This is a genomic window from Pseudobacteroides cellulosolvens ATCC 35603 = DSM 2933 (assembly GCF_001262605.1).
GTDB classification, from domain to species: domain Bacteria; phylum Bacillota; class Clostridia; order Acetivibrionales; family DSM-2933; genus Pseudobacteroides; species Pseudobacteroides cellulosolvens.
In genome coordinates this window covers 3,534,927-3,561,148 of record NZ_LGTC01000001.1, presented here as the reverse complement: position 1 = coordinate 3,561,148, position 26,222 = coordinate 3,534,927, and the positions used below count along the sequence as shown (strand labels likewise).

At 40.4% G+C, this 26,222-nt stretch carries 35 protein-coding genes; all 35 read left to right on the top strand.

Annotated elements, in window-relative coordinates:
* The gene (locus Bccel_RS14655; protein WP_036945713.1) at positions 1–738 is read left to right on the top strand and encodes a hypothetical protein; all 738 of its coding nucleotides are present in this window, start codon (positions 1–3) and stop codon (positions 736–738) included.
* Positions 731–1,579, top strand: coding sequence for a zinc-ribbon domain-containing protein (locus tag Bccel_RS14650; protein WP_050753489.1), 849 nt, complete (start codon positions 731–733; stop codon positions 1,577–1,579). Before Bccel_RS14655 ends, Bccel_RS14650 begins: the two co-directional genes overlap by 8 nt.
* Before the next feature lie 379 nt (positions 1,580–1,958).
* Positions 1,959–2,636, top strand: a complete 678-nt coding sequence (locus Bccel_RS14645) for a hypothetical protein (RefSeq protein WP_028308375.1) — start codon at positions 1,959–1,961, stop codon at positions 2,634–2,636.
* Positions 2,637–2,638: 2 nt separating this feature from the next.
* Positions 2,639–2,932, top strand: a complete 294-nt coding sequence (locus Bccel_RS14640; protein WP_028308376.1) for a hypothetical protein — start codon at positions 2,639–2,641, stop codon at positions 2,930–2,932.
* A complete protein-coding gene (locus Bccel_RS14635) occupies positions 2,913–3,275 on the top strand; it encodes a hypothetical protein (RefSeq protein ID WP_028308377.1) in 363 nt (120 codons plus the stop codon). Before Bccel_RS14640 ends, Bccel_RS14635 begins: the two co-directional genes overlap by 20 nt.
* Positions 3,276–3,281: 6 nt before the next feature.
* Positions 3,282–3,968 carry a DUF7768 domain-containing protein gene (locus tag Bccel_RS14630; RefSeq protein WP_050753488.1) on the top strand — a complete coding sequence of 229 codons (687 nt, stop codon included), beginning with the start codon at positions 3,282–3,284 and terminating at the stop codon, positions 3,966–3,968.
* Positions 3,965–4,420 carry a hypothetical protein gene (locus tag Bccel_RS14625; protein WP_028308378.1) on the top strand — a complete coding sequence of 152 codons (456 nt, stop codon included), beginning with the start codon at positions 3,965–3,967 and terminating at the stop codon, positions 4,418–4,420. Before Bccel_RS14630 ends, Bccel_RS14625 begins: the two co-directional genes overlap by 4 nt.
* Positions 4,421–4,497: 77 nt before the next feature.
* Positions 4,498–6,027: a VirD4-like conjugal transfer protein, CD1115 family gene (locus Bccel_RS14620; protein WP_035269261.1), complete on the top strand. Its 1,530-nt coding sequence runs from the start codon at positions 4,498–4,500 to the stop codon at positions 6,025–6,027.
* Between the two features lie 18 nt (positions 6,028–6,045).
* Entirely contained in the window at positions 6,046–6,402 is a 357-nt protein-coding gene (locus Bccel_RS14615; RefSeq protein WP_028308379.1) for an Mbov_0395 family pilin-like conjugal transfer protein, read from the top strand.
* 76 nt (positions 6,403–6,478) lie between these two features.
* Entirely contained in the window at positions 6,479–6,742 is a 264-nt protein-coding gene (locus Bccel_RS14610) for a DUF6133 family protein (protein WP_036945634.1), read from the top strand.
* Between the two features lie 75 nt (positions 6,743–6,817).
* On the top strand, positions 6,818–7,108 hold the full coding sequence (locus tag Bccel_RS14605; RefSeq protein ID WP_081927265.1) for a SpoVG family protein: 291 nt from the start codon (positions 6,818–6,820) through the stop codon (positions 7,106–7,108).
* A 62-nt stretch (positions 7,109–7,170) separates the two neighbouring features.
* The gene (locus Bccel_RS14600) at positions 7,171–8,004 is read left to right on the top strand and encodes a conjugal transfer protein TrbL family protein (RefSeq protein ID WP_028308386.1); all 834 of its coding nucleotides are present in this window, start codon (positions 7,171–7,173) and stop codon (positions 8,002–8,004) included.
* Positions 8,005–8,080: 76 nt separating this feature from the next.
* Positions 8,081–8,281: a mercury transporter gene (locus tag Bccel_RS14595; RefSeq protein ID WP_457920574.1), complete on the top strand. Its 201-nt coding sequence runs from the start codon at positions 8,081–8,083 to the stop codon at positions 8,279–8,281.
* 12 nt (positions 8,282–8,293) lie between these two features.
* Complete coding sequence (locus Bccel_RS14590) at positions 8,294–8,614, top strand: hypothetical protein (RefSeq protein WP_277995585.1); 321 nt, start codon at positions 8,294–8,296, stop codon at positions 8,612–8,614.
* A 37-nt stretch (positions 8,615–8,651) separates the two neighbouring features.
* Positions 8,652–9,968 (top strand): DNA cytosine methyltransferase, encoded by a 1,317-nt coding sequence (locus Bccel_RS14585; protein WP_035269267.1) that lies wholly within the window; start codon positions 8,652–8,654, stop codon positions 9,966–9,968.
* Positions 9,958–10,680, top strand: a complete 723-nt coding sequence (locus Bccel_RS14580; protein WP_028308389.1) for a DUF3848 domain-containing protein — start codon at positions 9,958–9,960, stop codon at positions 10,678–10,680. The genes Bccel_RS14585 and Bccel_RS14580 overlap by 11 nt, the downstream gene beginning before the upstream one ends.
* Entirely contained in the window at positions 10,674–11,126 is a 453-nt protein-coding gene (locus Bccel_RS14575; protein WP_028308390.1) for a prepilin peptidase, read from the top strand. Before Bccel_RS14580 ends, Bccel_RS14575 begins: the two co-directional genes overlap by 7 nt.
* A gap of 21 nt (positions 11,127–11,147) precedes the next feature.
* Positions 11,148–11,960, top strand: coding sequence for a Flp pilus assembly protein CpaB (gene cpaB / locus Bccel_RS14570; protein WP_050753487.1), 813 nt, complete (start codon positions 11,148–11,150; stop codon positions 11,958–11,960).
* On the top strand, positions 11,950–12,702 hold the full coding sequence (locus Bccel_RS14565; protein WP_028308391.1) for a ParA family protein: 753 nt from the start codon (positions 11,950–11,952) through the stop codon (positions 12,700–12,702). Before cpaB ends, Bccel_RS14565 begins: the two co-directional genes overlap by 11 nt.
* On the top strand, positions 12,695–14,047 hold the full coding sequence (locus tag Bccel_RS14560; protein ID WP_028308392.1) for a CpaF/VirB11 family protein: 1,353 nt from the start codon (positions 12,695–12,697) through the stop codon (positions 14,045–14,047). Before Bccel_RS14565 ends, Bccel_RS14560 begins: the two co-directional genes overlap by 8 nt.
* The gene (locus Bccel_RS14555) at positions 14,044–14,973 is read left to right on the top strand and encodes a membrane protein (protein ID WP_028308393.1); all 930 of its coding nucleotides are present in this window, start codon (positions 14,044–14,046) and stop codon (positions 14,971–14,973) included. The genes Bccel_RS14560 and Bccel_RS14555 overlap by 4 nt, the downstream gene beginning before the upstream one ends.
* 59 nt (positions 14,974–15,032) lie before the next feature.
* The gene (locus Bccel_RS14550) at positions 15,033–15,332 is read left to right on the top strand and encodes a hypothetical protein (protein ID WP_028308394.1); all 300 of its coding nucleotides are present in this window, start codon (positions 15,033–15,035) and stop codon (positions 15,330–15,332) included.
* Positions 15,329–16,111 carry a JAB domain-containing protein gene (locus Bccel_RS14545; protein WP_028308395.1) on the top strand — a complete coding sequence of 261 codons (783 nt, stop codon included), beginning with the start codon at positions 15,329–15,331 and terminating at the stop codon, positions 16,109–16,111. Before Bccel_RS14550 ends, Bccel_RS14545 begins: the two co-directional genes overlap by 4 nt.
* A complete protein-coding gene (locus Bccel_RS14540; protein WP_028308396.1) occupies positions 16,099–16,986 on the top strand; it encodes a type II secretion system F family protein in 888 nt (295 codons plus the stop codon). Before Bccel_RS14545 ends, Bccel_RS14540 begins: the two co-directional genes overlap by 13 nt.
* Positions 16,987–17,022: 36 nt before the next feature.
* Positions 17,023–17,418 (top strand): DUF4320 family protein, encoded by a 396-nt coding sequence (locus tag Bccel_RS14535; RefSeq protein ID WP_028308397.1) that lies wholly within the window; start codon positions 17,023–17,025, stop codon positions 17,416–17,418.
* Entirely contained in the window at positions 17,415–17,960 is a 546-nt protein-coding gene (locus Bccel_RS14530) for a hypothetical protein (RefSeq protein ID WP_028308398.1), read from the top strand. Before Bccel_RS14535 ends, Bccel_RS14530 begins: the two co-directional genes overlap by 4 nt.
* Positions 17,961–18,117: 157 nt before the next feature.
* Entirely contained in the window at positions 18,118–18,687 is a 570-nt protein-coding gene (locus Bccel_RS14525; protein WP_050753486.1) for a DUF6550 family protein, read from the top strand.
* A gap of 70 nt (positions 18,688–18,757) precedes the next feature.
* Complete coding sequence (locus Bccel_RS14520) at positions 18,758–20,479, top strand: DUF8193 domain-containing protein (RefSeq protein ID WP_036944767.1); 1,722 nt, start codon at positions 18,758–18,760, stop codon at positions 20,477–20,479.
* A 13-nt stretch (positions 20,480–20,492) separates the two neighbouring features.
* Positions 20,493–20,936 carry a DUF3846 domain-containing protein gene (locus tag Bccel_RS14515; protein WP_242853179.1) on the top strand — a complete coding sequence of 148 codons (444 nt, stop codon included), beginning with the start codon at positions 20,493–20,495 and terminating at the stop codon, positions 20,934–20,936.
* A 55-nt stretch (positions 20,937–20,991) separates the two neighbouring features.
* Positions 20,992–21,582 carry a hypothetical protein gene (locus Bccel_RS14510; RefSeq protein WP_036944769.1) on the top strand — a complete coding sequence of 197 codons (591 nt, stop codon included), beginning with the start codon at positions 20,992–20,994 and terminating at the stop codon, positions 21,580–21,582.
* Positions 21,582–22,271 (top strand): hypothetical protein, encoded by a 690-nt coding sequence (locus Bccel_RS14505; protein WP_036944770.1) that lies wholly within the window; start codon positions 21,582–21,584, stop codon positions 22,269–22,271. Before Bccel_RS14510 ends, Bccel_RS14505 begins: the two co-directional genes overlap by 1 nt.
* Entirely contained in the window at positions 22,268–24,106 is a 1,839-nt protein-coding gene (locus Bccel_RS14500; protein ID WP_081927160.1) for a VirB4 family type IV secretion system protein, read from the top strand. Before Bccel_RS14505 ends, Bccel_RS14500 begins: the two co-directional genes overlap by 4 nt.
* Before the next feature lie 64 nt (positions 24,107–24,170).
* A complete protein-coding gene (locus tag Bccel_RS14495; RefSeq protein WP_028308403.1) occupies positions 24,171–25,019 on the top strand; it encodes a C39 family peptidase in 849 nt (282 codons plus the stop codon).
* Positions 25,016–25,168 (top strand): hypothetical protein, encoded by a 153-nt coding sequence (locus Bccel_RS30745; protein ID WP_162838933.1) that lies wholly within the window; start codon positions 25,016–25,018, stop codon positions 25,166–25,168. Before Bccel_RS14495 ends, Bccel_RS30745 begins: the two co-directional genes overlap by 4 nt.
* Positions 25,146–26,210, top strand: coding sequence for a hypothetical protein (locus tag Bccel_RS14490; protein ID WP_028308404.1), 1,065 nt, complete (start codon positions 25,146–25,148; stop codon positions 26,208–26,210). The genes Bccel_RS30745 and Bccel_RS14490 overlap by 23 nt, the downstream gene beginning before the upstream one ends.
* Positions 26,211–26,222: the final 12 nt, after the last annotated feature.

Sequence of the window (26,222 nt, the reverse complement as noted above, 5' to 3'; positions counted from 1 at the left end):
ATGGCAAGGCCAAGAAAAATGACAACCGAACAAATGCTGTCGGTCGTTGACTTATATTATGCCACCCAGGTGGCAGGAAACGCAAGGCTTATGAAGTGCAGCCTTATCGCAGCTTACGCTGTCAGCCTTGGATACGCTGCGGATGGATATGATTTCAGGAGAAATCCTGAAGTTCGTGAACAGATCGAATGCCTGAAGATTGAAGCAGAAGTGTTTGCAGAAGAAAAAGTGGCTGTCACTGCTTTCAAAAGTCTTGATGTGGCTGGTCTTATTCGTAACAATCCAAGTATGGCTCAGTTGGCAAAAGCACTGACCGAACTGAATGACTACTGGAAAAGGATTTATGATCATGCGGAGCAGATATCTAAGGAGAATTCCGTACTAAAGAAAGGGAAAACAGAGTATCAAGAAGAACAAAAGAAATCTGTTCTTTCGCAGGAAAAACTGACAGCCGAAAATATGGAGCTTTCTCAGCGGAACAACAGGCTGATTGTTGAAAACCGATATCTTCGTAAAATGCTTCGCACCTATCTCTATCCGGACGTTGCGAACGAGATTCTGGTGCAGGAAAAGTCTTTGAAAGGCAGCGGAGAAACGAAGGTTACAGATGCCGCTTTGAGGGATATGACCGAGTTGGGTGCTCCCCAATCTCTGCACGAAGCCGTTTCTAAGGATATATCCATGCAGTCTGAGGAAGAACGACTGCTCTCAAAAATGTGGGAGCTGTGTGATGAGTAAAAGAAAAAAGCTGTCTGAGAACGCCGCTTTGATGCAGCAATGGGATTTTGAGAAAAATGTGCGGGGTCCTGAATGTTTTACAGAATACTCTCATGTGAAAGTATGGTGGAAATGTATTCAAGGCCATTCTTGGGAAGCTATGATTTTCAACAGAACCTACGGAGATTGCTGTCCGTATTGTGTTGGAAAAAAGGTTCTGACCGGTACAAATGATCTGCAAACTCTGAATCCTGCGTTAGCCAGTGAATGGGATTTTGAAAAAAATACACTGCCTCCATCGCAGGTAGCTTCGAAGTCAAACAAAAAAGCATGGTGGAAATGCTCTGCCGGGCATTCTTGGGAAGCGAGAATTTTCAGCAGGAATGAAGGATTTTCTTGCCCCTATTGCTCGGGGCAAAAGATAATTACGGGGGTAAATGATCTCGAAACGCTGAGTCCCCAACTCGCAAGAGAATGGGATTATGATAAAAATTCCTGCCTCCCATCCCAAATGGGCATTAAATCCAACAAGAAGGCATGGTGGAGATGTTCGCTGGGGCATTCATGGAGAGCGATTATTTTTAACAGGACTGCCGGCAGAGGCTGTCCCTACTGCTCCGGTCAAAAAGTCTTGGTAGGTTTTAACGATCTGGAAACACTGTACCCCGAAATTGCCAATGAATGGGACTGTGAAAAAAACAGGATTCCACCAACGACTGTAACTCCCGGCTCAAACAAAAGAGTCTGGTGGAAATGCTCTGCCGGTCATTCGTGGCGTTCGGATGTAGCAGGACGAGTGGGCGGACGAGGCTGTCCATACTGTGTTGGGAAGGTCCAGTACAAGCCCAAGTGTGTCAGATGATTTTAGCCACTGGTTTACGGGCCGGTCTATTCAAACCGACGAAAGGAGACAAATTGAAATGAATAAATGGCGTTACCCTACAGGGATTCCCCCTGACCATCTTTATGGAGAATAGGGAGTTAAAATCTACAAAACTATCCTCTATGAGCTGCTGCCATACCCTATGGTGGTGGCTCACTTTCATTTGTAGATTAGATGGGTTTTGTAGATTCTCAATATCTCGCCTACAAAACCATTTCACCCTGTAAATCCAACACTTTCAGGTAAGGAACATTTTGTAGATTAAATTTTAGTTTCACTATTTTGATTAGATAGAAACATGATGATAACCGCCTTGAAAAATATCAGGGCGGTTATTCTTCTTAATGGAGGTGTATTTATGCGGACTAAAATGGATTTCTACAGATGCTTTTTTGAGCAGCTTGCAAGGCGTGGCTTTGATGTGAAACGGTCAACTTCCTCCGATTATCTTGCTGATATTTATTATAAAAATCAGCTTATAGCATTCTATACCAAAGCTGATATGATCGAGCGAAACCCGTTTGTTTCAGTTAAGGAAAAAGTTTTTAATTTATTGGAGGAAACCGCCAAGAAAACGGCAGTTGAAGCCGGTATATGCACTGAGTGTCCTTATACAGAAAAGGATGAGAAACTCAAAAACGGTTCATATAAGCTGGCTGAATATAACGGTGTAGTTTTAGCCTGTAAGCTGCATCACCTGTTTGGTTATGTATTTTCAACCTATCGCATGGCTCCTGAGAGTGAACAGCCACTACAAAGACAATTTTTCTACAATAAAGAATCAGCCACACAGGATTTTGCCATCCGTTCCGGTTTGGTGGATGAAAAGGCTCTGTTTACCGAAACAGAGCTGATGATTCTTCATTCTAATCTTGTCAAGCTTACGATGCTTGATAATAACCTTTCCAATGACGATATGCTTTCTGTCGGTAGAATGATCGAGAAAATTGAAGACATTGTTCCCGAACTGCAAGGTAGGGATTATGACTTTGACTTTGAAGATGAATTCAGGCAGGACATGGAGATTGGAGGTTAAGCATGGGAAATAAGAGAAATCAAGTAATTGCTATAGCAAGGTTTCTGGCTTATAAGGCAGAGCTAAACAAGCAAATTGAAAATATGTCGGAAGAACAGTATATGCAAAACCCTGTCGGGCTGGATGTTGGGCAGTATGTGGAAGATATGATGAAATATTGTACAGAACATACAGTCGATACTGTATTAAAGAATCAGAATGAAATGATAGCAAGGCTCGGCATGGAATATTTGAGTGCCATTGCCTTTATGCCTTATATAGACGGAGGTGAAACATATGCCGGACAGCAGGCCTAATCCAAACATATGGGGAAACATCATTACCTGTGGAGAGATTGCTATCGGCATTTATGAGATTGTTGGTGAATACAAAAAGGGGCTGATGATGCCAAAGAAAATGGCAGAAGAAATCCTGCCTCAAACTGTTATTGATATGGCTCAGAAAGATGGTGAAAATCTCTGTTTTACTGATGAGCTTTCTTCTTCCATTGTCGCTGATGAACTCATAGAGCAAGGCATTGTAACCGATCCTGAATTTATTGCCAGACAGGAGGCTTTAAAGCAGCTTGATGATGCCGGGATGGACACAGGGTTTGAAACCTTTAATGAGATTGATTTTGAACTTGAGATTGAGAGGTGAAACGGCTTGAAACTGGTATATATCTGTTCCCCGTTAAGGGGAGCTATTGAAGAAAATATCAAAAAAGCGCACCGATACTGTGAGTATGCTGCCGGATGCGGTGTAATACCATTGGCTCCTCATACGATTTTTACAGCCTACCTGCAAGATACCATTCCAGAACAGAGGGCACAGGGCTTAAAAATGGGGTTGGAACTGTTAAAGCGCTGCGATGAAATTTGGGTGTGCGGGGATGAAATATCGCAGGGGATGCAGGGTGAAATTGATTTGGCAGCCAAACTGCATATCCCGACGATTTATGTTCTGGACCATCATTTTGAGGAGGGGTTAAAAATCAGACAGAGCAGCAAGGCACTTGGTATGGATGACTGTATTACTGGAAGTGACAGGGATGACTATGAAAATAAGATTTTGGTGCTGAATCCGGAAGCATTGATTAGTAACTGCCGGACAGCAGAAAATAGTTTGTGGGTTGCTTATAACGGTTTTGGCTGTACTTATGGGGCGAGAGGTCAGGCGGTATATGCCAAAAACCTTTTTGACGGACGGGAGGCACGCTGGGAACGAGCTGACTTCTTGGGCATAGTAAAGCCGGAAAGCCTTAAGAAGTGGCTGGAAAATACGCCGATCAAGAATGAGCTTGCAGAAATGCTTATATTGGAACAGGAGAAAAGTGAGGATTTGGAAAGATGAAAACAAAACCGAAGTTGATCATCTGTTCTATGATTTTCACGGCTGGAGGGTTTATTAACATCTTTTTTTCCACCGCTGTCCATATGTTACTATCAAGGCAGATGACTATATTGAAGCTATTGCCAATCAATGAATGTTTAAAAAGTATATTTATAAGCAGACAGCATTTGATGCTGTTTCTTTGTTTACAGGGATTTGCTTTGGTTATGGCTGTAATGTATTTCTTCACAAATTTACGGCCATACCAATCCGATTTAGTAGAGATAACACCGGATATAAAAACCCCAGTACCAGTCGGACAATATCAGCATGGGTCCGCAAGGTGGCTAAAAGATAAAGAAAAGGATAAAGCCTTTGACAGCTTTATCCTAGACCCGAGCCATCCTCAAATCGTGGAGTTGATTAAGACTGGTTATGATGGATTGGAGTTTATGAAAGAAAAAGAAGGCTAAGCGATTATATTAGTTCATGGATTTAATATAACTGTTTATTCTCAATGATTTGAGTTAGTTGAAAGGAGTTGATGCCTATGAGTGAAATTACCCAGCAAGGAGGTGTTGTCATCGGTGTAAAGAAAGAAGGCAACAAAGAACGCATCTATTTTGTCGGCGAGGACAGCCATCTGCTATGTATTGGTGCTACCCGTTCCGGTAAGTCTCGAAATCTGGTAGTTCAATCTATCTGTACCCTTGGACTTGCAGGGGAATCCATTGTAGTCAGCGATCCAAAGGCTGAGCTGTTTGACTATACATCTGAGTTCCTTAAGAAACTCGGATATGAGGTTCTGGTCTTAGATTTTAAAAATCCTTCGAAAAGCCAACGCTATAATCTACTACAGCCAATCATTAATGCTGTTAATGCAGGTGATGCCGATAAGGCTGAAATGCTCGCATGGGATTTGACAAATAATCTTGTTGGCAAACCGGAAGGTGAAAAGATCTGGACCAATGGTGAATGTTCCATTATTGCTGCATCTATACTCTGTGTGGTATGTGACAACAAGCATCGTCCGGAGTATCAGAACCTTACCAATGTTTATTGGTTTATTGCTGAAATGGTCAAGACAATCGGCAATAAAATGCCACTGCTTGAATATGTTAAAAAGCTTCCACCTGCTCATCCTGCCAAAGCTTTACTATCTATTTCTGATGTTGCACCAAGCAGGACGAGGGGAAGCTTTTATACTTCAGCTTTGACGACACTCCGATTGTTTACGAGTAAATCTATTTATGCCATAACCCACAAGAGCGATTTTCAGCTGCAGGACATCGGTCAGAAAAAGCAAGCACTATTTATTATTCTGCCTGATGAAAAAACCACTTTTTACCCGGTGGCTTCGCTGATAGTATCTCAGCAATATGAATTGCTTGCCAATTTAGCAGATATGAGAGGAGGTCGATTAAAGCAGCGTGTCAATTTCATTTTGGATGAATTCGGAAACTTTACAACCATCACTGATTTCACAAATAAGCTGACAGTCGGCGGTGGCAGGGGTATGCGCTTCAATCTGTTTATTCAGTCCTTTTCACAGCTAAAAGAGAAGTATGATGAAAATACCTCGGACACCATTAAAGCCAACTGCCAAACCTGGGTATATCTACAAGCAGATGATATGGATACTTTGCGTGAGATATCGGAAAAGCTTGGTACTTATACTGTTTCAAGTTATCAATTGTCGTCAAACCACACAAAATATTCCACTCCATCAAGTTCTCATAGTATCAGTTTAGTAGAACGGAAACTCTTGAATGTAGATGAGGTCAGGCGTATTATACGGCCTTATCAGATTGTCACTTCCCGTACGCATCCTGCTATCATGTATTCTCCGGACTTATCAGAGTGGTACTTTAACAGGATGTTAGGGCTTGGCGACAAGGAACACAACCGTAGACTTCGGGAGGAACGGGAGAAAAAGCGCCCTGCAATCACTAACACGAATGAGGAAATCGCATTATGGAATATCTGGATTTACTATCAGAAAGATATTATCAGGAAAATGCAATTACAAGCTCAAAAAGGTAATGGTGGATTTGCCAACAATGAAACTGATTTAGAATAATGAAAGGAGGACAAATTTGTGAACATCAAAACCGTAAAGAAAAAATGCAAAAACCTTTGGAAAACGGCAAGTGCAGGAATGGTTGCACTTGCTGTTTCTTTTATGAGCACAATGCCTGCTTATGCCGACGACATAAAAGACAGCCAGATTGTCAAAGGAACTGAAAAACTGATTGGAGATGTTACTACCTGGCTAATGGTTCTTGCTCCGGTAGTATCAGGACTTCTCATTATCTATTTCTTCATCCGCAGATCAGCTGCAGATGAGATGGATCAGAAAAAGTGGAATAACCGTATTGTCGTTGCTATTGTTTCCTGTATCGGTGCGGTACTCGGTTCGGCAACACTTAATCTCATCGTTGGATATTATAAGTAATTCTAAAAACGTTTTACAGACTGTATAAGAACAGTCTTATTTTTACTAATTCATATTTTAAAGGAGGATTTATTCAATGAAAAACATTCTAAGAAATGCGGAAATCAAAGCTATGGCAACTGTTGGCAATGTAAAATCAACAGTCAATCAAATCTTTGGCAGAGCCAAGAGAGCACTTGCAAATCGTGAAGGGCAGGGCACACTCGATGTTGCAATTACCGTCCTTATTTCCATTGTGCTTGGGGCACTCATTCTTGCCGGACTGTATCTTATTATAAACGGTACAGTGCTGCCGACAATCACAGAACGCATCAAAGAGATGTTTAACTACAAGGGCTAAACGACTCAATCAAAAGCATTGGCGGTGCAAACGGCACCGCCAATGCTTTTTTAAACAAAAAATCAGGAGGATTTTATGATGAACATCAAAACAGAAATCAAAAAGACATTCAAGGACAACGGTAAGTTGAAAGCAGTTGTAAATCTAATTATTGATGAAGGTTTTATCATCAAAAACGTGCGGCTGGTAAATGGAGCAAAGGGGCTTTTTGTATCCATGCCAAGCGGCAAGATTAAAGACGGAAGTTATGTTGAAATATGCCATCCGATCAAATCCAATGTAAGAGAGCAGATAGAAAAAAGCGTATTGGAAGCCTATCAAGCGGTTATTACATCAACAGATAGCAATAACGAAAAGCACGAATAGCAGATACGAAATTTCTTTGGGGGTATCATTCAGGTACTCCCCTGGAAAGGAGTGATTGAAATTTGGAAGTCATTTTAGTAATGCTAATCGTTGCTTTGCTCAACGGCTCTATAGCCTATATCAACAATCTCTTAACCGATATAGTGCCTATGACATTGTATGCCGAACAATATATGACTGTTGTATCCGGTGTAAATCTTGCAGAAACTCTGTTTGACATTATATTTGGATTTGGTATTTCTTTGATTATCTTAAAGTTTCTCAAAAAAGGCTTTGAAACTTATGTAATGTGGACAGACGGTGATGCTGATGAAGAACCTCTATATCTGCTCACCAATTTTTTTAGGGCGTTAGCTGTTGCGATATGCTTTCCTACCATCTATGGATGGCTTGGCAGTATAGTGGAGGATATGACCAATAAACTCTTGATAGCTATTAGAGCAGCAACAAGCTACGATTGGCAGGCATGGGTAAATGGTATTTCTTCATTAGGGATAGTAACAGCAATTTTCGGGCTGATTTTTATTATCTGCTACTTCATGCTGTATTTCCAGTTCCTTATGAGGGGACTGGAAATATTGATTTTGAGGATCGGCGTACCTTTAGCCTGTGTTGGACTTCTTGACAATGATAAAGGTGTTTTTAAAACATATATCAATAAGTTTTTTCAGTCAACACTTGCTGTTGTAATACAAATATCTCTTGCAAAATTAGGCGTAGGACTGATGCTGAATATGCATATCTTTTGGGGAGTTGCTTGTATGGTATTGGCAATCAGGACACCGAGATTCCTGCAAGATTTTCTCATCACAACCGGTGGTGGCGGAACCGGTGTAATTAATAATGTATATCACAGCGTAAGGCTTGTCGGTATGGCGAAAAACCTGGCCAAATAGAAGTGGTAAAGATGTTAAATGGTGACATACAAACTACAATATCTATATGAAAGGCGGTGACTAATCAGTGGTGACAATGGATGACATTTCAAATGCAATCATCAGCCTGGTACGAATAGGTGCAGCGGCAAGATTTATTTATTGTATGGTGCGCTTATCTGCTGCTGAGGAGGAAGCTGCCCAGTATAAGAAACGAGCCAAAAACACCGTAGTTTTCTATATTATTGCCGAAAGCATTTGGCAGATCAAAGACTTGGTGCTTTATTACTATGCTTAAGGGAGGATGAAAATGGATGAAAAGCTATATATACCTATGGGAGTAAAAACCGAAACCGAGATTTTTCCCGGATTTGGAAGAAAACAACTTCTGCAATCTATTGTTGGATCAATCGGTGCAGGAGTTGTTGCTCTTTTTATATGGATACTTTCGCATAATGTTACACCTGCTGTAATTTGTATCCTTACGGGGATTATCGGTTCTGTCATGATGACAACAAAAGACCAGACAAATCTTTCGGTAGTAGATCAGGTTCAAAACATGGTGCGATTTGCGAGAAGCCAAAAATATTATCCATATGCTTATGGAGATGAATGGAGGATGAATAAATAATGAGCCGTACTATTGGGACAAGAAGTGTGATTTGCCTATGGAAATGACCTTCATTGATTTTTTCAGTGGAATTGGCGGTTTTCGGGCAGGCTTGGAAGCTTGTGGGATGAGATGTATCGGACATTGCGAAATAGATAAATTTGCCGATCAAAGCTACCGGGCAATTTTTGATGTAAAGGAGGATGAATGGTTTGCAAAAGATATCACAGCAGTCAGACCAGAAGAAATTCCAAGAGCCGACATCTGGACTGCCGGATTTCCTTGTCAGGATATTTCGGTCGCAGGCAGCCAGCGAGGGCTTAACGGAAAGCGAAGCGGACTCTTTTTTGAAGTTGTTAGACTCATCCAGGGCAAAAATGCCGAAGATAAACCCCAATGGATTATCTTTGAAAATGTTAAAAATCTGTTATCCGTTAATCGAGGATGGGACTTTACAACCATTCTCTATACGCTGGCCACACTCGGCTATGATTGTCAGTACGGACTTCTTAATTCACGCAATTACGGAGTCCCACAAAATCGAGAACGGATCTACATTGTCGCTTATAGACATTCTGGAAACAAAAGTCCCGGAAAAATATTTCCTCTCACCGGAAGCGACGGAAAAACTCTTATCCAACTCATTGGAGGAATGCAGGGACAGAGAGTATACAGTCCCGAAGGTACAAGTGTAACCCTTTCAGCTCAAAGCGGTGGCTGGGGTGGAAAAACAGGGTTGTATTTCATTGACCTAAACAAAAATAGTAAAATAACCGACACGGCTCGCTGTATAAAAGCGAGATATAACGCCGGAATTACCAACCGAGGGGCTGATAATTCCGGCGTTTATTATGCATGTGCGAGAGCTGTCCTGACTCCGAACCGAATAGAAAAAAGGCAAAACGGTCCTCGCTTTAAACCTTGCGGTGAACCGAGTTTTACTTTGACAGCACAAGACCGCCACGGTGTTATGCTCTGTGATTGTGAGAATTGCCAAAAAAGAATCAGAATCAAGGAAGCGACAAAACTGGGGTATGCAGAAGCCGGATGCGGTGACACCATCAACTTTGCTTTTCCTAATAGCAAAACAAGACGAGGGCGAATAGGCAAAGGTGTGGCACAAACGCTGGAAACCGGATGCAACCAAGGAACGGCTTTTATTGGCTGTGGCCGTATCCGCAGATTAACACCGAGAGAATGCTGGCGATTGCAGGGATTTTCTGATGAGATGTTTGATAAAGCAAGGACAATCAACTCTGATAATCAACTGTATAAACAAGCAGGAAACTCAGTAACGGTTACAGTGGTTTTTGCACTTGGGATGAAAATATTGGAAGTTAAACGGGAAATGGAGGATGATGGTTGTGGCAGATAAGGAAGGACTTATTAAAAGAATTGATGAGGAACTGAAAATGTTTGAAGAATCAGTCTCCGTAGCAAAGCGCGACGATATATTCTTTAATGATTTGCAAGTAAAAACTGCTTTTAGAAATGCCTTATATAATACGCCACTGACGGAAAGAATGGCAGGACTGATTGAAAAACTGGATAACATTTTGGACCGTATGCTTGACTATTGGGAAGAACTTGATTTTGAAACCGTGAAATTAGAGCGAAATGACTTCTATGAAGTAACTCATCGTTTTCTTGAGCAATTGGACTATGATGACAGAGATCGTCAGCTTTATGAAAGAGCAAGCAACGAATATGCGGAATTTCTTGAAAATCTGAAAGGAAAAACACCACAGCAAATCATTGATGCGGCTTATGAGATTGTGATGAAAGCAGATATTTTGTCTTTGCTTGAATATCACGATTTGGACAAGAAGCAAATCAATATCCTGCTTACCATGCAAAACCCATTGGACTGCATTTATACCGAATGGCAGCACAGCGATTACTCCTATATGGATATGCTTCGTGACAGCATGAATAGTTTGATTGACACGCAGGAGCATGAACTGACAATTCATAATTATCATTTTAACGGTAAACTTCCTGCCATTATGGAGGACTACTATGCCGAGTACGAAAACGAAGAACAGGAGATTCCCCAAGAAATAGAGGAAGAATTAGAACAATGCTGATTCTGATAATAAAAGGTGGATTGTTTGCCTTGCTACTTGTCTTAGCTGCTGTGTGGGACATACGAAAGCGTGAAATTCCAGATGCTATTTCGTTACTCATAATGATAACAGGATTATTGGCAATTGATACTTGGGATGCACTTTCAGGACTTGTTATGACAGGACTGCCGTATTTTCTTGCGGCAATCCTGATACACAGGGATGACGGCTTTTCAATTGGTGGTGGTGATATAAAGTTGATGGCTTCTTGTGGTTTTGTGCTGGGTGCACCCCTTGGGGCTATGCAAAGCATTATTTCTCTTGTTCTTGCTATGATAGCAGGACTATGTATAAGACTTTCGAGTGAAAGTAAAAAGCTAAACTCAATCGCATTACCTCTTGCACCTTTTTTCTGTGTAGGAGGTATTTTTTCATACTTGGCACTTTTAGTAAGTGCAATCAATTAAAAAACAGGAGGGCTATTGAATATGAATTTGAATATTTTTAAAAACCGAACAGTCATCGGACTGGTATGTATTTTCCTTTCTCTTGTCATCTGCTTTGGGCTTACGCCTTTGTTTAACAGTGGATTGCGTGCACAAACGGAAATTGTCAGAGTATCATCGACAGTGAAAAAAGGTGAAGTGCTTACTGCTGACAAGCTGGAAATCGTGAAAGTGGGGGCATATAACCTTCCGGACAACGTTATTAAGAGTAAAGATAGTGCCGTCGGAAAATATATCAATGCTGATTTGCAAAAAGGTGACTATATCCTTGTTTCAAAACTATCTGAAAAGCCACTTGCTGAGTTTGAATACTTAAATGACTTGGATGGGACAAAGGTTGCTATGTCCATTACCATCAAGTCTTTTGCTGCTGGTTTGTCAGGCAAATTGGAAGCCGGTGATATCGTAACCCTTATATCTGCAAATTACGATAACTTGGGAAAAGCAACTATTCCACCTGAACTTCAATATGTAAAAGTTCTGGCAGCAACCGCAGAAACAGGTGATGATAAGGAATATGTGCCACAAAAAGAAACCAGCGGTGAAAACGAAGAAAAGAAATTGCCGGCGACTATAACTTTGCTTGTCAATACAGAACAGGCTAAGATACTTGCAGACCTTGAGCAGAAAGGAAACGTTCATGCCACCTTGGTTTACCGTGGTACTAACGAAAATGCCAACAAGTTTTTAGCTGAACAGGACAAACTCTTTGAGAAAAAGGAGGGCACCCCAAACACAGTTACAAACGTCAAACAGAATGAGCAGAAAGAGGAGGGTAACGCTGATGCCGAATAAAGGAAAACAATTGTTAACAGTATGGGGGAGTCCAGGAAGTGGGAAAACGGTTAGTGCCATAAAACTGGCAAAAGAGCTTGCAGATCAAAAGAAAAATGTGCTGCTCCTGCTGTGTGATGATATTTGTCCCACACTACCCACAATTTTTAAATCCAAAACGCCGATTGATGTTTCAATCGGTGAGGTATTGACAGCTCCTAACATTACACAGGAAGTCATTTTAAGAAACTGTGTTTCTTTTGATAAGAATCCTTATATTAGTTTGCTGGGGTACAAGGCCGGAGAAAATCCATTTTCCTATGCTGAGTACAAGAAAGACCGAGCAGTTGATCTGTTGGTCCTTCTTCGCCATATTGCTGATTATGTGGTTATAGATTGTTCCAGTATGCTAACTGAAAGTATTATTTCAACAGTAGCCTTGGAAGTGGCTGATGGAGTATTAAGGATTGGAAGCTGTGATTTGAAAAGCGTGTCCTATTTCAGGTCCGTATTGCCACTGCTTAGTGAGCCTAAATTCAATGTAGACAAACATATTAAAGTGCTTTCAAATGTAAGGCCGTTGCAGGATGGCGAAGAATATAAGAATGCTTTTGGCGGTGTTTCCTATACTTTGCCCTATGTACAAGCCATTGATGAACAAAATTCTTCTCTCACACTTTTTGATAGTATACCTGGGAAAGCTGCAAAAGCATATGACATGGTCTTAAAGGTAATCGTAAAGGAGGTGTTTGGCGATGAGTAGAAACATCGGCCTGTTCTATAATGTAGCCAAAAACAAAAAGGGATTCTCTGAGGTTCTAAAGGAAATACAGGAATACTTATCAAGTAAATATGCTACCATGATTGCAAATAACCCGGCAGAACAGAAACAACAAATAACAGCATTTATTGCAAAATACCTTACGGATTACAGATTGGGCGTAGAAGGCATGGATGGAGAAGAACTCGTTGAACGCCTGTATACAGAGATGGCAGAGTTCTCTTTTCTAACCCAATATCTTTTTGCAACCAATATTGAGGAGATCAATATCAACAGTTGGAAAGATGTCAAGATAACTTATTCAGATGGAAGGGTTCTCCCTTCCACTGAGAAGTTTAGCAGTCCTGAACACGCCGTTGATGTAGTCCGCAGATTACTTCACAAATCGGGTATGATACTTGATAACTCACAGCCCGGTGTGGTGGGGCATCTTTCCAACAAAATCCGTATTACTGTTTTGGGAAACCCTATCACTGATGCAGATAAGGGTGTGGCTGCTTCAATCCGTATTGTTAATCCTCAAAAACTGAGGAGAAATGATTTTATAAAAAATAATACGGCCACAGCACAAATGTTGGACTTTTTAAGTACCTGTTTGAGATATGGGTTGTCAATGTGTGTAACCGGTAGTACGGGTTCAGGCAAAACCACTTTGATGAGCTGGCTTTTATCTACCGTTCCCGATGAAAAACGTATCTTTACCATTGAGAATGGCTGTCGAGAATTTGACCTTGTAAAAGAGGATGAAAGGGGTAACGTCATCAACAATGTGGTGCATACCGTCACCCGATATTCGGAAGACCCCAAGCAGAATATTGACCAGGAAAAACTTCTGGAGTATGCCCTTACTTGTAACCCTGATGTTATCTGCGTCGGTGAGATGAAATCGGCAGAAGCTTTTGCAGCCCAGGAAGCAGCTCGAACCGGTCATGCCGTTATTACTACAACCCATGCAAACAGTTGTACCGCAACATATCATCGTATGGTAACACTGTGTACCCAGAAATATGATATCAATGATAAGACCTTATATAACCTTGTGACTGAGGCCTTTCCGCTGGTCATGTTTATTAAGAAGTTAGAGGATAACAGCCGTAAAGTCATGGAAATAACAGAGTGTGAGATTTGCGAAGACGGGACACGCAAAATTCACACTCTTTTTCGTTACCATATCACTGAAAATACAGTTGTGGATGGCAAGGTGCAGATTAAGGGTAAATATCAGAAGGTCGGCAATATATCGCAAAGTCTGCAAAAGCGACTTCTTGAAAACGGTATGCCTGTGAGTCTGCTTGAAAAAATCACAGAAGGAGCTGATGTAGCATGACATTATTTATTTTAATTGCCTTTGTAGGTCTGATTGCAGGATTTTTTTTGATTTTAAATTTATCGCCTTTTGAGTTTGCCGAAAATATTGTAAAACCCTTTCAGAACCGCAAAACACCGATTGGAAAGAGAATTGAAGCAATAAAAAATCCAAAGCCTGTTAAGGGAATCAGAAAAACTGTAAGAGATGCCAAAGAGGTTTTATCCCTCATGGGCAAGGAGGGCAAATTCGGAGCAATATGTGCGTTATCCTTTTTTCTCATGGTAATAGGGTTATTTGCTTCTGTTCTCATGGATAACTTTCTAATGGTTCCTGTTGCTTCAATTGGGCTGGCTCTTGTCCCTTTTTGGTATTTAATTTTTACTTCTCATTCCTACAAAAAGCAGATGAATGCAGAAATGGAAACAGCTCTATCAATAATTACCACAAGCTATTTGAGAAATGAGAGTATTATTACTGCTGTTCAGGAGAATATCACCTATCTGAATCCACCAATCTCCAATGTTTTTCAATCATTCTTGACACAGGCAAAAATGATTAATGTTAATGTGAAGCAGGCTCTTTCTGATATGAAACCAAAGCTGAACCATTATGTTTTTAGTGAGTGGGTAGATGCCATGATTGCCTGCCAGGAGGACAAAACACTAAAAACTACATTGTCACCAATCATCTCAAAGCTCTCTGATATGCGAATTGTTTCAGCAGAGCTGGATTATCTGATGTATGAACCGTTGAAAGAGTTTATCACAATGGCTCTGCTTTTGGTGGCAAATATTCCGCTTATTTATTTCTTAAACAGAGACTGGTATTCGGTACTCATGAATACGGCACTTGGTAAGGGAATATTGGCTATATGTGCTTTCGCAATACTTATTTCTTTTGCCGCAGTAATCAGGCTTACCAAACCAATCGAGTATAAGAGGTAGTATCAAATCAAAACCACAGATTACTTAGCGCAAATATAAGCAAGAAAGGAGTTTTTACCATGTTACAAGATAAAACAATTAAACAGAAAGATTATGAAAGGGCTTCCCAACTATTAGGGAAGCTCTTTGAAGTTGATTCGGACATTACAGAACAAATCAGCAGGTGCATCCAGTACTATGGAGCAGGGGGATTTTTCAAGAACCTTGAAACCTTTGATTTTTCAGCAGATGTCTTTGAAAAGTTGAATGCTGTTAGACTCGTGCTGTTTGGTATGGGCGAAGAGGTAATGCCGGAGGTACTGATAGATGAAATAAGAACACAGAAGATTGACAGCACGGAAGGTGGTGCAAAGCAGTGAAGAAAAAGTATGATGAGGCTTATGCATCCAGTTTCATTAAAGGTTTGACAAGGCTTACAGGGATTTCTGAAAGTAAACTCAAAAAATATGCAGCCGAGAACAATCTCTTTAATGTTTTGGAACACCCCAACATTATTGAGCCTAACAAACAGCAGCTTGAAAAGATCTATGTCTTAAATGAGTTTATATCTACCTATAAACTTCTCAAATTACAGGAGAAGGAGAACAAGATTGTATTAAACTCTTCTACGGTAGCAGGGGAGTATTTTGTTTCTTTATTGGGCGGAATTAAAGACAGAGAGAAGTTCATGGCAGCCTTTTTAGATAGCGGCAACAACATCATCGAAACAAGAACATTTTCTGAGGGAAGTATTGGAGAAGCAGTTGTTTATCCAAGGATGATTCTAAAGGCTGCTCTTGACTGTGACTGCAAATCAATCATTTTAGCTCATAATCACCCTGGGGGAAGCCTAAATCCTTCAATCCAAGACCGAGATATCACAGAAAAGTTGGTATCCATCTTTGCACCACTTCAGATCAGTGTGGTAGACCATATTATCGTTGCAAATATCAATTACCACTCCATGGCCGAGAGGGGAAGCATTCCCCATCCATCCCCTCATGTAAGTTATGACGCAATTCCTTTGAGTGATAGAAAGATGGCCAAAGAAGAAATAATGGGCTTCAATGCTGATATGTTGAACAAAGACGATTTAGAACTGGACAGCATGTATTGCTTTGAACAGGATGGCGAGGAGGAAGATGAATGGGAGATTTGATGTTATTCTTCATTTTAACTGCTTCTGGACTGCTGCTGGCAAGTGGTATGTATTTTATCCTTGCTCAGGCACTACACCTGCCGAGAATAGCAACAACCAAAGCAGTCTTAAATGTTGCAAGGCAGGATAAAAAGCAAACAAAAAACATGGAAGTCATTATTTTTGAATTGGCTTCCAAGTTTTCTAAATTTATAAGGATGGACGATTACAAGAAAAGAAAAATGACTGCTACTTTAAAGTCCGCAGGAATCAAACTGACACCTGAAACCTATATTGCAAAAGCTTGGGTTAAATCAGGGCTGATTGCTGCTTTGCTTATACCCATTTTACCCATGCTCCCAATTTTAGCACCGGTTATCATATTATTGGCTATTGCGGTGCTTTTCAAAGAGCTTCGCTTTGCTGATGAAATTTTACGACAAAAGAGAGAAGAAATTGAATATGAATTGCCAAGGTTTGTTTCCACGGTATCACAGTCGTTAAAAGCCACTCGCGATGTTCCGGCGATTTTGCAATCCTATCAAAAAAGTGCAGGAGAAAGTTTCAGACAGGAACTTGAAATAACTATTGCAGACATGAAATCAGGTAACGAAGAAACAGCACTTACAAGGTTGGAATCTCGAATCGGCAGCACCATGCTGTCCGATGTTGTGCGAGGGCTTATATCTGTAAAACGCGGAGATAACGGAGTCATGTATTTTGAAATGCTTAACCATGCTTTTAAGCAAATGGAACTTCAAAAGCTGAAATTGATTGCTATGAAACAGCCTGGAAAGGTTAAGAAATATTCATTTACCATGCTCGGCTGCTTCCTGTTCATGTATCTTGGCATCCTTGGTTATGAGATTATTAATGCACTCGGCAAGATGTTCTAACTGTATTTTTCATGTTCAAGGAAAGGAGGGTCACAATTGATCGAGTTATTTAAAGATAAAAAAGGTGCGAGCTTTGTTGATGCATGTGTTTTGGTTTTGGCGATTGCAATGGTCTTGGCGCTTTTTGTCAAGGTTATGCCTGTATTTATCGCAAAGCAACAATTAGATACATTTGCCACTGAACTTTGCAGGACTGCTGAAATTGCCGGTGGCGTAGGAAGTGCTACCACAGTCAAAGCGGAACAACTTCGTAATCAAACAGGATTAAACCCTACAATACAATGGTCGAGAATGGGCAATATTCAACTCAATGAGGAATTTACCGTTACTTTGACCACTTCCGTAAACATTGGGCTGTTTGGCGAATTTGCTTCATTTCCAATCACATTAACGTCAAAAGCAACGGGTGCATCGGAGGTGTATCATAAGTGACGAAACTGAAAAATGTCCTATCTGATAAAACGGGCAGTTCTACACCTTTAATTATTGCAGTTGTACTTGCTATCATTATTTTGTCCAGTTCTGCCTTTGAGTATATGCGACTGATGATAGTGGCTGTAGGTGTAAGAGATGCTGTCCAATCAGCAGTAATTGATGTAGCTACTGAAAATTGGGATGAAGCTTATAACGGTCTGCGTGAAGGGTACTCAGGAGGATATGTTCTTTCAGGGACATCCTGGAATCAAAATATAACAACCGGCGACGTTTACGGAAGGCTCAAGGATAATCTTGGATTGAAACAAGAAAATGGCAAGTATGTAAAGTATGCCGGCAGTACATTGGAGTATGCAGTTTCGGGATTGTCGGTAAGTGTAACCAATGCTCCTTTGGCTCCGTCAAATATAAACGGAATCAGCCAGCTCACCGTTGAGGGTACAGTTGATATAGCTGTGCCCTTATCTTTTGGATGGGGGCATCTACCGCCGATGCAGATAAAAATGAAACTCAAAGCCGGTTACACACCTAAGTTCTGATAGAGCCTATATGATTTATGTTGATAAAACATCAGAAATGATATGAAACATAGTGCGTAATTATTACTGGACGTTACGCAAGTCCGGTGGTATAATGTAGCCAAGAAGCTGTACAACTTGATATATTGATTTATGCCTTTGAAGGAGGTATGTTGTTATGGAAAAATTAACCCTTAAAATGAAAAAGGGATTTATAATTGCAGGATTGTCTGCTTTGTGTGTTCTGCTCGTTGTAGGGATATTTGCAGTGCTTGGAGAAGGAACGGACAAAACTAAATTACCGGCCACCTCGCAGGATACAAATAATCCTGTATCTGTGGGCGAAATTCAAAATGATAAAGTAAATGAACCAATTGTTACTGTGCAGGAGGTTACTCCGAAAGAGACACAGGACACAAATACATTAAAACCAAACGATATTCAGTTGACGGAAATCCCTGTGAAACCTCAACCGCCCGCAAAGCCCGACACAGCAGTGGATAATGACAAACCACATGTTATTCCTAAAGATACAAACCTGACCAATTCGGACAAAAAACCTACCGTAACGGTCAAACCGGTAGAGCCTACTAAACCCAAAGAGGGTAAGCCGACGGGCGGTGAAACCAACAGCAAAGGCGAAGTCTATGTTCCCGGTTTTGGCTGGGTCAAGAACAGTGGTTCAAATCAAGAAATCAAAAGCCAATCGGATGGGGACTGGAATAAGCAAATTGGTAACATGAATTAACTGAATATAGGCATTTAAGCAGAGGTAAGTCGTAAAGATTTGCCTCTTTTTATTTTAGAAGGAGGCCAAGATGAAAAGCAAAATATTTTCTATATTTCTAATCTTCGTTCTTTTGTTTGTGTCTCCGTTAACAGCTTTTGCAGAAGGGGATGGAAACATAGATAATGGTGGCGGTGGGATGGGAAACGGTACAAGTCAAAACTCCTGGATACCCGGTAACGATGGTGTCAGAGTTACCATCATCGATACACAAACAGGAAAGCCTGTTGGGACACCCATTGACTATACAAATCAAAGTCCATCAGTAAATATAGTGCATTTTGGGAAAAAATCAAAGATTCACTATCGAAACGGAAGCCAACTTTCGCCTGTTATGGGGAGTTATCAATATCACAGTCCAGCTGTGTCTTTACCGAGAATTATAAGCAGTGGCAGTGTAAGCGCAAGTATTGAAGCAATAAAAAACTATTTTTGTTCCGATGGTGCAGCTCGAATGATTGCCAATGATTTTGATATCTCTTTTGAGCAACTTACGACTGGGAATTATAAATTGCTCCTTGAACCAATTGCCTATTTTAAGTATCAAGGAATACAGATGGGGATGACAGCTCATGAAGCTGCTTTGTACGATCAGATACAAAACGGTGGTTTGAGGAGTAAGATGGTCAGCTTAACCCATCAAAACTTGCCACTGGCTATGTTTTTAGAACGTTCTGATTTGGGATTTCCTGCATGGAATGGCTCGTCGTCTGGAAGGCAATCCAATACGACAATTATTACTTATTTGGGTTTAGGAATTGTAAGCTATAAAGATGCTTCGCCCACTGACCCGGTTGATACGTCAATTGAATATAGAACCAACACTCAGGTGATTACTGCTGTAACACTGAATACGACAAAAGAAATCAATCCAGATGGTCCTGCAACGGTAACGTTTAATGTCGGTGGAAATATATACACCATGAGTAATATTGTAATTCCTGAAGGAGAAAGCCAACTGGTATGGTGCAAATGGACGACACCATCGACCGAACAGAATGTAACGATAACCGTTAGTACAAACAAAGGTTATCTAAGTGAAAACGTAATAAAAGCCAAAATTGTTGACCTTGACAAAAATCCCCCGCCTGATCCAACCGCAAAAGACAGAAATGATGGGTTTAAAGCACCAAGCATTCCAAACAAGAATCAGAAAACTTATGCAACATGGAGTGTCTGGTGGGCAAAATGGCATCCCTATTGGGTATGGATTTCCGACTGGGACTGGTGCGATCATGGCGAATGGGGACATTGGGTTGACAACGGCTGGTGGGAAGATCATGGATGGTATGACTTTTTTACCGATGTTTATAGTGCAAGTCTGACAGCATCAAGCAATATTACACCTGATAGCAAGTCACCTACCGCAACAGATAAAACCATGAAAAGCGGTTATGGTATCAATAACAAGGTCCAAACAAATTTCTCATCTTCTGCGCCGAGCAGCCATATAACCGGTGCACAAACGGCGGTAAGTTGTTTTCCCGAATTTTCATATGAAACCTATTGGAGATTGCTGGACCGTACTGTGAACGGTTATTCGGCACAGTTTGAATTTAAGGTGAATCCATATAGCACCTATCGTCAAAGATGTCATTTCAGCCCTGTGTGGTATCCAAACGGACAATATAGAGTCTACACCTATGCTCAGGATGCATGGACACCTGCCGGAATGTTATCCATGAATTTGAGCGATTATGTGAATATTTCAGGATCATTATATGATGATTGGCATATTGCCCCAAAGCAATAAAGGAGGATTTTGAATGAACGATAATAATAACTTAATCCGAATACTCATTGTTGAGCCACAAAAACAGCCTTATGTGAAAGATATAGAAAATGATTTTAGGGCTATGCAAGCTGTGGTAGGTGGTCCCATTGAGTACTCATATTTAACAGATGATGCTCACATTTATTGTAATGAAGAAGGAAAACTATTGGGTTTGACCGGTAACCGTAGAATTGATAATGGGGATGTTATTGCCGGTACTTTTTTTATCTGTGGTGATAATGGTTATGGTGAAGACATTTCTCTAACTGATGAGCAGGTGGCACAATATACAGAACGCTTCAAAGAACCGGAATATTTCTCTTACAAAGAGATGGACAATATGGTAATTGCGAGAGTTAAACCTGCGGTAAACATTGATGATTTTTTAGCCCAAATGGAATTTGTACAAGATGATGAAGAAGATTTGGAACTGTAATACGATAGGTGTGTCTTTATAAGGCACACCTGAAATTTTTTGACAGGAGGTGAAGATGGTGGGGCATCGTGGCCTTTTTAAGGTGACAGAGAACAATAAAACTACAGGTTACTATACCCATTGGGGTGCAGGAACAGTTTTCAGCGGTTTCTATCGACTGAAAAATGCCTTTGACATCAAAAAAAATCAGTATCCTGAGAAAAGTATTTCCGAGATTTTCGGGCATTTGAGCTATAGCGGAGAATATTTGGAAATAGAAGATATGACAGAACTTGTCTTTGAACCGCTAACTTCGGAGGAAACCGAGAGCGAGGATAAGGACTTTGATACACATGGAATGCTTGAAATACGAGTAACTCTTAACCTTGATGAAAACCATGCATTAGTGGAATACAACCGCTTTTATCATCCCGGAATGGGCAGCTTCACCATACCCATTGACCATGCCCTCCATAATGTAAACTTAACAATTTCCTATACTGAGGAACGAGGTATAACTGATTTTTTTGAAGCTGCGAAAATCTTTGAAAAAGGTTCAGGTGTTTATGACCTATTATTGCAATCGGTGCAAGCAAAAGAGTTGAACCGAGAACTACAAGAACCTTATAGAAATATGGAAAACGAAGAATTGGAGGTGGAATCATAATGATTTTTCCCATCATTATGATTGTGATATGCGCTGTCCTTGGAGGGGGCGCATTTCTTTTTATCAAGATTTCAGAGAAAAAGAAAAAACAGGCACTTCAAGTAGGTGAAGAGCGGAAAACAGCCAATGAGTTTGTTAATGTAAAGGACATTAAAGGTAAGTTCCTCTATACAGGAGATGGTCTGATTTTATGCTATCTAAAAATCAATCCAATCAGCATTGATTTATTCAGCAAAAGTGAAAAAAACATTATAATTAAGCAGCTTACTGCTAATATGTCGAGCATACAATATCCCTTTAAATTCATTGCTGTCTCAAGACCGGTAGATATTTCACCGCTTATTGCAGAACTTTCAGAGCTTCTTATAACGAGCGACTCGAAGCAAAAAGAGCTTTTAAAGCAGGAAATCCTTGAAATGAGTACCTTTGCTCTATCTGGTGAAGTGGTGGAACGCCAGTTTTATGTAGTTATTTGGGATAAGGCAGAGCAGGGGACTGAAAAAGATTTACTGATGAAAGCAAAAGAGTTTGCAAGTAATTTTACGGACAATGGAATCGGCTGCGATATTTTGGAACAACAGGATATTGTAAGGCTTTGCAATTTTATCAATAATCCTGCCTATATGCACCTGGAAGATACCAGTTTCGAGCCGAGTATTCCAATTCTAAGCGGAGGTGTTGTACTGTGATTGGAATTAAAAAGCCTAAATCAGAATTTGTTCCTGTAAATGAAGCTCTTTTAAATGTTATTACGCCTATGGGATTAGAAATTAAAAGAAACAGTCTGATTGTCGGAGAAAATACAGGCAAGATTTATGGAGTTGTTAGATATCCACAAAAGGTTGATGTAGGTTGGCTTTCCAAGATAACCAATATTCCAAGCACCATTGTTTCAATCGGTATTAAGCCGGTGGACAATGGTGCTTTAATTTCTGCTATTAGTAAGAGCATCATTCAAAACCGTGGAGCTGCAGAAAGTGCAAAAGACCCCTTAACTCGTCAGCGAGCGGAAAAAGCAGTTGAGGACGGAGAGCGCATTATGCTCCAAATCGACCAAAACGGTGAAACAGTAGCACTGATGAGCCTTTCTATTATGCCGATTGCCCATGATGAGAAAAATTTTGTAAAGGTGAGCCGTAGGGTGGAAAGTGTCATCAATGTTATGAAATGCAAGGTAAGAACGCTTGCTAATTTGCAAAAAGAAGGACTGCAAACCATATCACCGACCTATCCTACCAATCCTGTGATTGAAAATATTGTACAGCGCATAATTCCCATGAGTACCTTTGTGGGAGGGTTTCCCTTTGCAAGCTCAGGGTTTAATGATGGTAATGGCTATTATTTTGCGAAGGATAACAATGGTGGACTTGTTATCGTAGATACCTGGAAGCGTGGCAATGACCGTACCAACTCCAATATGGTCGTAATGGGTGTTGCGGGTGTAGGCAAGTCAACAGCCGTAAAACACATTATGTTGTCTGAATACATGAAAGGCACAAAGCTCCTTATTATCGACCCTGAATCAGAGTATAGAGATTTATGCCTTAATCTAAATGGCGACTGGATTAACGCCGGTGGCGGCAACAATGGAAGAATCAATCCATTGCAAATTCGGCCAGCACCGCGCGACAGTGAAGATGAGCCTGAAGAAAAAGGCGGCAAGCTTTATGATGATGCAGATGGTATGAGTGATATGGCGCTTCATATTAAGAATCTGGAAATATTCTTTCAGTTGTATCTGCCGAGTCTTAAGGATATGCAAAAAGCAATTCTTAAACAGAGTATCGTAGAGCTGTACTATAAATTCGGAATTGATTGGGACACGGATATCTCTGGCTTTGCCAATGAACAGTTTCCAACTTTCAGCGATCTCTATAGTTTGATTGAAGAAAAGGTGAAAGCAAATAAAAGCGATCAGGTATATCGTGATTTGCTACTGCTCCTTTATGACATAGCACATGGCAGTGACAGCTTCTTATGGAATGGGCACAGCAGCATTAAAACCCATACTCGCTGTATTTGTTTAGATACTCACAGTCTGCAAAATACAAGTGATAACATCAAAAGGACACAATATTTCAATTTGCTTGGCTGGTGTTGGGAACAAATGAGTAAAGACAGGTCCGAAAGAGTATTGTTGATTTGTGATGAAGCCTATCTGATGATTGATCCCCAGGTCCCTCAGAGTCTTGCATTCTTGCGTAATGTAGAAAAGAGAGCAAGAAAGTATGAAGCAGGGTTGATTATTATTTCCCACAGTGTAGTGGACTTCCTTTCACCTGAAATCAAGATGTATGGTCAGGCACTGTTGGATATTCCCTGCATCAAACTGATTATGGGATGCGACGGTCAGAACTTAAAGGAAACAAAAGAGCTTTATAATCTTACCGAGGCTGAGGAGGAACTGTTGGAAAGCAAAAGGCGTGGTCATGCTTTATTTGTCATAGGCTCAAAGCGGCTTCACGTAAATTTTGAAATACCGGAATACAAGTTTAACTACATGGGCAAAGCCGGAGGAAGATAGGAAAATACAAGGTGCAAGCAATGATTTGTTTGCACTTTTAATAATTTTCAAGGGGGTGGAACTATTGGCAATTGATCCGATAACGTCAAAGCTGCTTACACATTTAGCGATAAAAACAGCTACTGATGCGGAAGCGAGGAAAAGACTGCTGATACTTATCCTTACACCGTTAATGGCTGTATTGCTCATTATCACAATGTTTTTTTATATACTTACCCATCCTTTAGAGTTTTTAGGACAATTTTTTAATGGTGAAGCTTTGACAGCAGTTGAGCAGCTTCAAAATGACTTTGGCATGTATCAAAGCATTTTGCAAACCGATCCCGATTATATAGACAATTATGGTAAAAGTTATGAGGGAGTCACAATTTACAATCAGGGAGAGACGCCTGTTGTTTATTATAATCAGCTTGACAGCAGATGGGCGGATAAACCCTACGGAACAGATACTATAGGTGGATATGCTTGCGGCCCAACTTCTATGGCTATGGTAGTATCAAGTCTTACCAATACCATGATAGATCCGGTACAAATGTCAAAATGGTCATATGAGAATGGGTATTGGTGTAAAAGCAGCGGTTCTTACCATGCTTTAATCCCCGGAGCTGCGAAGGCTTTCGGCTTGGATGTGGAAGGCTGTTCGGCAACTGAATCACAACGTATTGTAGATGCTCTTTCGTCAGGCAAAATGGTAGTTGCCATTATGACGAAAGGGCATTTTACATCAAGTGGACATTTTATCGTGCTTCGTGGAGTAACAGAAGAAGGAAAAATATTAGTAGCAGACCCGGCAAGTAATAAAAGAAGCAAACAGGAATGGGACTTATCTATTATCTTGAACGAAGCCAGCAAGAGTGCAGGAGCAGGAGGCCCGTTTTGGATTATAAGCAGAAGTGCAGGAGGTGGAGTATGAATAGGAAAAAAATGATTGAACTGATTGTTTATATATTGATTGTCATTGTGGGTATAGTTTTGTTAATGACCAATCATTTGAAAGATAAAGAAAAGATAAATGATTTGCATTTTGGAGGTGTGAGCAATGCTGTTATATCTGTCCAGTAGCGGGAAAAGTGATCTTACGGATTTCTTGGAAGAAGAAAATGAGCATGCACAGAGCAATAAAACGGAAGTAGTTATAAAAAAGCTTGTGGGCAGATTTACTTTAAAACAGTTTGTAGTTAAAGATATGAGGAATTATCAGAGCTGCAAGTATTTCATGGTGGATATCGGGTGTATTGAGGATAGTCTCGATGATTTTATCGTCGCCCTGCAATCTTTTCAAATGATGTTTAATGCTCGAATTATTGTTATTTTATCCGGCTGTGATAATGAAAAAGCATATATTGATAAATTACTCGGAATAGGGGTTACCGATATTGTTTCTGCAAGCACTGTGGAGGATTTAGAGTGTGAGATTAGAGAATGTTTGTCTGAAGCCGGTATGCAGAGATATAAGCAGGCTGAGGAATTGACTAAAAAAGAACTAAAAATTGTACCATCTGAAATTAAGGAATCTGTGGAAATCGAAATACCAAGATATAAGTGGAGTGCAAAGAATATAAAGATTGCTGTTGCCGGAGCTGAACGCAGGAATGGTGTTACAGTAACGGCATTTAATTTTGCAAACTGGCTGATTGCAAGGGGGGCTACCGCCTGTTATGTTGAAATGAACATGAACCGACATCTGCATTATTTGATTGAGAGATATACTTATGAGAAGGCAGGAGAACACTATCCTGTTGGCGATGTAGACTGCTTTTTAACCAATGAAATTGATAAGGACTACAATTTTATCATTTATGACTGTGGAGTAATTAAGGAATTAACCAATGCATTCAAGGAAGCAGCCATCAGGCTGGTCTGTGGAAGCCTTTTGCCTTATGAAGAAGCAAATTACTCAAAGTTGCTGCATTTATGCAAGAATTTATCAACTTTTAAGATGGCTTTAAGTGTGCCTTTGGAATTTCAAAGCGACTGTAAGGCTACATTTGGAGCAGATTTGATGATTGCTGACGCTTCTCATGACTTGTTTAACGACAATATCAACGGACATATCTATCATCCTATCGTAAAGGAATATATCATAACGGAAAGAAAGCTGTAAGGAGAGCTTTTT

Excerpts from the sequence above, each read along its gene's own strand:
- Bccel_RS14655 (WP_036945713.1), top strand. The coding sequence starts at position 1 with ATGGCAAGGCCAAGAAAAATGACAACCGAACAAATGCTGTCGGTCGTT.
- Bccel_RS14650 (WP_050753489.1), top strand. The coding sequence starts at position 731 with ATGAGTAAAAGAAAAAAGCTGTCTGAGAACGCCGCTTTGATGCAGCAA.
- Bccel_RS14645 (WP_028308375.1), top strand. The coding sequence starts at position 1,959 with ATGCGGACTAAAATGGATTTCTACAGATGCTTTTTTGAGCAGCTTGCA.
- Bccel_RS14640 (WP_028308376.1), top strand. The coding sequence starts at position 2,639 with ATGGGAAATAAGAGAAATCAAGTAATTGCTATAGCAAGGTTTCTGGCT.
- Bccel_RS14635 (WP_028308377.1), top strand. The coding sequence starts at position 2,913 with ATGCCGGACAGCAGGCCTAATCCAAACATATGGGGAAACATCATTACC.
- Bccel_RS14625 (WP_028308378.1), top strand. The coding sequence starts at position 3,965 with ATGAAAACAAAACCGAAGTTGATCATCTGTTCTATGATTTTCACGGCT.
- Bccel_RS14620 (WP_035269261.1), top strand. The coding sequence starts at position 4,498 with ATGAGTGAAATTACCCAGCAAGGAGGTGTTGTCATCGGTGTAAAGAAA.
- Bccel_RS14610 (WP_036945634.1), top strand. The coding sequence starts at position 6,479 with ATGAAAAACATTCTAAGAAATGCGGAAATCAAAGCTATGGCAACTGTT.
- Bccel_RS14605 (WP_081927265.1), top strand. The coding sequence starts at position 6,818 with ATGATGAACATCAAAACAGAAATCAAAAAGACATTCAAGGACAACGGT.
- Bccel_RS14595 (WP_457920574.1), top strand. The coding sequence starts at position 8,081 with ATGGATGACATTTCAAATGCAATCATCAGCCTGGTACGAATAGGTGCA.
- Bccel_RS14590 (WP_277995585.1), top strand. The coding sequence starts at position 8,294 with ATGGATGAAAAGCTATATATACCTATGGGAGTAAAAACCGAAACCGAG.
- Bccel_RS14585 (WP_035269267.1), top strand. The coding sequence starts at position 8,652 with ATGGAAATGACCTTCATTGATTTTTTCAGTGGAATTGGCGGTTTTCGG.
- Bccel_RS14575 (WP_028308390.1), top strand. The coding sequence starts at position 10,674 with ATGCTGATTCTGATAATAAAAGGTGGATTGTTTGCCTTGCTACTTGTC.
- cpaB (WP_050753487.1), top strand. The coding sequence starts at position 11,148 with ATGAATTTGAATATTTTTAAAAACCGAACAGTCATCGGACTGGTATGT.
- Bccel_RS14565 (WP_028308391.1), top strand. The coding sequence starts at position 11,950 with ATGCCGAATAAAGGAAAACAATTGTTAACAGTATGGGGGAGTCCAGGA.
- Bccel_RS14560 (WP_028308392.1), top strand. The coding sequence starts at position 12,695 with ATGAGTAGAAACATCGGCCTGTTCTATAATGTAGCCAAAAACAAAAAG.
- Bccel_RS14555 (WP_028308393.1), top strand. The coding sequence starts at position 14,044 with ATGACATTATTTATTTTAATTGCCTTTGTAGGTCTGATTGCAGGATTT.
- Bccel_RS14550 (WP_028308394.1), top strand. The coding sequence starts at position 15,033 with ATGTTACAAGATAAAACAATTAAACAGAAAGATTATGAAAGGGCTTCC.
- Bccel_RS14540 (WP_028308396.1), top strand. The coding sequence starts at position 16,099 with ATGGGAGATTTGATGTTATTCTTCATTTTAACTGCTTCTGGACTGCTG.
- Bccel_RS14525 (WP_050753486.1), top strand. The coding sequence starts at position 18,118 with ATGGAAAAATTAACCCTTAAAATGAAAAAGGGATTTATAATTGCAGGA.
- Bccel_RS14520 (WP_036944767.1), top strand. The coding sequence starts at position 18,758 with ATGAAAAGCAAAATATTTTCTATATTTCTAATCTTCGTTCTTTTGTTT.
- Bccel_RS14515 (WP_242853179.1), top strand. The coding sequence starts at position 20,493 with ATGAACGATAATAATAACTTAATCCGAATACTCATTGTTGAGCCACAA.
- Bccel_RS14510 (WP_036944769.1), top strand. The coding sequence starts at position 20,992 with ATGGTGGGGCATCGTGGCCTTTTTAAGGTGACAGAGAACAATAAAACT.
- Bccel_RS14505 (WP_036944770.1), top strand. The coding sequence starts at position 21,582 with ATGATTTTTCCCATCATTATGATTGTGATATGCGCTGTCCTTGGAGGG.
- Bccel_RS30745 (WP_162838933.1), top strand. The coding sequence starts at position 25,016 with ATGAATAGGAAAAAAATGATTGAACTGATTGTTTATATATTGATTGTC.
- Bccel_RS14490 (WP_028308404.1), top strand. The coding sequence starts at position 25,146 with ATGCTGTTATATCTGTCCAGTAGCGGGAAAAGTGATCTTACGGATTTC.